Below are 3,475 nucleotides of genomic sequence, written 5' to 3' on the forward strand. Positions count from 1 at the left end.
GGCGGCGCCACCGGCCACCAGTCCACCGGCCACCAGTCCACCAGCCACCAGTCCACCGGCAAGCGAGTCGCCGTGAGCGTGGTCGACCGGCCCTCCGTCCACCGGGCCGCCCTCGGCCACCATGTCCTCCTCGGCCATCTCCTCCGGCGTCTCGACCGGGGAGTCGTCGGCGTGCCCGTCCACGGCAGCAACCATCGGCACGTCCTCAGCGGCGTCGGTCATCGCGCTGCCGGTCGACGGGGCCTGCGCTGCCGGCCGGTCGATGCGCCCGACGCGGACCAGTCCACCGAGGATCGGGAAGTCTGCGGAGTCGTCGTCGGCGTCGCCGGGAACGGTCACGGTCAGTGCGGTGACGCCCTCGACAGCACGCTCCACCCACGTGTGGCTCGCGGCGCCGTCCAGCGCGACGTCCTCGCCGGCACCGGTGAGCGACGCCGTGACGCCCTGGCCGCGCAGCAGGATCCGGGTGGGGCCGTCATCGGTACTCACCAGGACGAAGCCCGGGATCCTGCTCAAGCCGGAGGCGAGCAGACCGTCGAGCACCTCGTCGAAACCGGCGCCGCCGTCGACCAGGGACCACAGGGAAACAACCTGGTCCTTCTGCGACTCGGGCAGCAGGATCGTGACCTTGCTCCCGAACACCGCGAACCAGGATCCAGCTCGGTAGGACCAGGCGCCGGTGGCGCCCGTGGCGATCTCGCTCATGGGAGAGCTCCCAACTTCTGCTCCAGACTCACCCGCTGCGCATCGGAGTCGTACGGATCTGTGTGGGTCAATCCCACCACATCCACGACGACTGCGGTGGCGTTGTCGTGGCCACCTGCGCTCAGGGCCGCCGCGACGAGCTGTTCGGCAGCGTCCCGGGGGTCCTCACAGCCGCCCAGGATCGCCCCGATCTGCTCGTCGGAGACCATCCCGCTGACCCCGTCGGAACACAGCAGCAGCCGCTCGGCCGCGGCCAGTGGCATCAGGAAGAAGTCGGCCTCGCCACTCACGCTGCCCGGCAGGGCCGATCCGCCCAGCGCGCGCGTGATGACGTTGCGGCTCGGGTGCACGGCGGCTGCCGCGGCACTGATCTGGCCGGCGTCGACCATCTCCTGGACGAGGCTGTGATCGACGCTGACCTGCTCGAGGACTCCGTCGGTGTGGCGGTAGATCCGCGAGTCACCGACGTTGGCCAGCAGCCAGCGCGGGCCGTCGTCGGAATCGACCAGCAGGGCGACCACAGCAGTCGTCCCGGCGGAGAACGACGCGGGCGCGCCGTTGGCGCGCTGCTCGGCGTCGTACGCAAGGATCCGGTCCTGGACCGCCTGCAGGGTGGAGGCGATCACCTCGGCGCCGCGCGCTGCGTCGTACCCGTCGGCGGCGAGGCGGGCGAACTCCTCGATGACGATCCCGCTGGCCACGTCGCCGCGGTCGTGTCCGCCCATGCCGTCAGCGACGACGAAGACCGGAGGATTCGCCAGGTAGGCGTCCTCATTGGCCGAGCGGACCAGCCCGACATCGGTGGCGGAGCCGTGGTGCAGCTCGACCTGGTCGACGCCGATCATGCGCCCGGTCATGCGAGCGCGCCCGGGGTCGGTAGTTTGAGCAGCGTGGCACCAGGACCGATCGGACACCGGTCGTTGGCCGACCAACTGCGGTCGTGGCCCGACGAGCGGCTCCAACGCCTGCTCGCAGCACGTCCCGACCTTGCCACCCCTGCCCCTCACGACTTCGGTCAACTCGCCTCGCGCGCCGCGGTGAGGAACTCGATTGCGCGAACACTCGATGGACTCACCCGGGGCGAACTCTCCGTGCTTGATGCCCTCGTGGTGGCCGGTCAAACCACCGAATCCGAACTGATCTCGATCGTGTGGGCCGACCCGTCCTTCGTGGCCGCGACGATCACTCGGCTCCTGGACCTGGCGCTCGCCTGGGAGTCGCCCGAGGGGCTGCGCCCGCTCACCGGTGTCGCCGACAGCATGCTCGGCGGCGGCGAGGCCGGAGTGAGCGGCCTGCGGCCCCGCTCCCCCGGCCGCCGGGACCCCGTCGAGCTCGAACCGGTCGTCGCCGCGCTGCCCCCGGAGGCCCGCGCGCTCCTGGACCACGTCGTGGCGAACGGGGGTACGGCGAAGCCCGGCACCGCCCGGATCGGCTTGCGTCCCGAGGACACCGAGACCCCCGCCGAGCTGCTGATCGCGCACCGCCTGCTGCTGCCCGGCGGGTCCCTGCAGCCGGGCCTGCTGATGGTGCCGGGCGAGGTCGGCCTCGTGCTGCGCAACGGTCGGACGACGACCACCCCCATCGACGAGCCACCGCCCGTGGCGGCCGAGGCCCGGTCCCCCCGCCTGGCGCAGGGCGCTGCCGTCGGTGCGGCGACGGACGTCGTACGACGAATGGAGACGTTGCTCGAGTGGTGGGGCGTGCGACCGGCGGCCGCCCTGCGCACCACCGGACTCGGCGTGCGGGAGCTGAAGGCGACGGCGACGTACCTCCAGGTCTCCGACACGGTCGCGGCACTGCTGGTGGAGGTGGCGGCCGAGGCCGGCCTGCTCGGCACCCGCGCCGACTCCGACGGCAACCCGGTGTGGGTGCCGACGGAGCAGTTCGACCTGTGGCGCGAGCTGCCGACCGCCGAGAAGTGGTCCGTGATCGCCCGTGCCTGGCTGACGAGTGCACGACTGCCGTCGCTGGTCGGCGAACGCGGTCCGGACCAGAAGCCGTGGAACGCGCTGACGCCCGAGCTGTCGGCCTCCGGCATGCCCGAGGCCAAGGCGATGGCGCTCGCTGCACTGGCCGAGCTCCCCGAGGGGCACGGCCTGGCCGCCGGTACCGGACTGCCGTCGCTGGTCGCCCGGCTGGCGTGGGAACGACCGCGCCGTCCCCGCACCCGACCCGACCTGGTTGCGTGGGCGATCACGGAGGCAGCGGTCATCGGCGTCACCGGCGCCGACGTCCTCGCGCCGTTCGGCCGGGCACTGGTCACGGGGGACGACCCCGCCCCGGAGCTGGCCGCCCTGTTGCCGCCGCCCGTCGACCACGTCCTCATCCAGGCCGACCTGACCGCCGTGGCCCCCGGGCCGCTCGAACCGGACCTCGCCCGCCGCCTCAACCAGGTCGCGGACATCGAGTCCCACGGAGCGGCGACGGTCTACCGGTTCACGCCGGACTCGGTGCGGCGCGGACTGGACGTCGGCTGGACCGGCGCCGAGCTCCAGGCCTTCCTGCTCGCGGCGTCCCGGACGCCCGTGCCCCAGCCGCTGAGCTACCTGATCGACGACGTCGTGCGCAGCTTCGGCCGACTGCGCGTCGGGGTCGCGTCGTCGTTCATCAGGTCCGAGGACGAGGCTGCCCTCGCCGGGCTGATCGGCGACCCGCGCGCCGTCGGGCTGGGCCTCCAGCGGATCGCGCCGACGGTGCTGGTCTCGAACGTGCCGATCGACGTGCTGCTGCCCCGGCTGCGCGACCTCGGTGTCGCGCCGGTCGTCGAAGG

Annotated in this window: 3 protein-coding genes; 1 reads left to right on the top strand and 2 read right to left on the bottom strand. The window is 72.7% G+C overall.

Annotated features, from left to right (window positions below; translation table 11 throughout):
• Both ACOADB_RS18335 and ACOADB_RS18340 read right to left on the bottom strand, forming a co-directional pair.
• On the bottom strand, positions 1-705 hold a 705-nt coding region (locus tag ACOADB_RS18335; protein ID WP_378601614.1), incomplete at its 3' end, for a hypothetical protein.
• Entirely contained in the window at positions 702-1,562 is an 861-nt protein-coding gene (locus ACOADB_RS18340) for a PP2C family protein-serine/threonine phosphatase (protein ID WP_378601617.1), read from the bottom strand. The genes ACOADB_RS18340 and ACOADB_RS18335, both read right to left, overlap by 4 nt.
• Before the next feature lie 234 nt (positions 1,563-1,796).
• Between ACOADB_RS18340 and ACOADB_RS18345 the strand changes: the two genes are divergently transcribed.
• A partial coding sequence (locus tag ACOADB_RS18345; RefSeq protein WP_378601644.1) for a helicase-associated domain-containing protein occupies positions 1,797-3,475 on the top strand: 1,679 nt, incomplete at its 3' end.

This window comes from Nocardioides sp. CPCC 206348 (assembly GCF_048654705.1).
Lineage (GTDB): Bacteria > Actinomycetota > Actinomycetes > Propionibacteriales > Nocardioidaceae > Nocardioides.

What these genes read in the sequence shown, in the direction of transcription:
- ACOADB_RS18340 (WP_378601617.1), bottom strand. Translation starts at nt 1,562, where the DNA reads ATGACCGGGCGCATGATCGGCGTCGACCAGGTCGAGCTGCACCACGGC.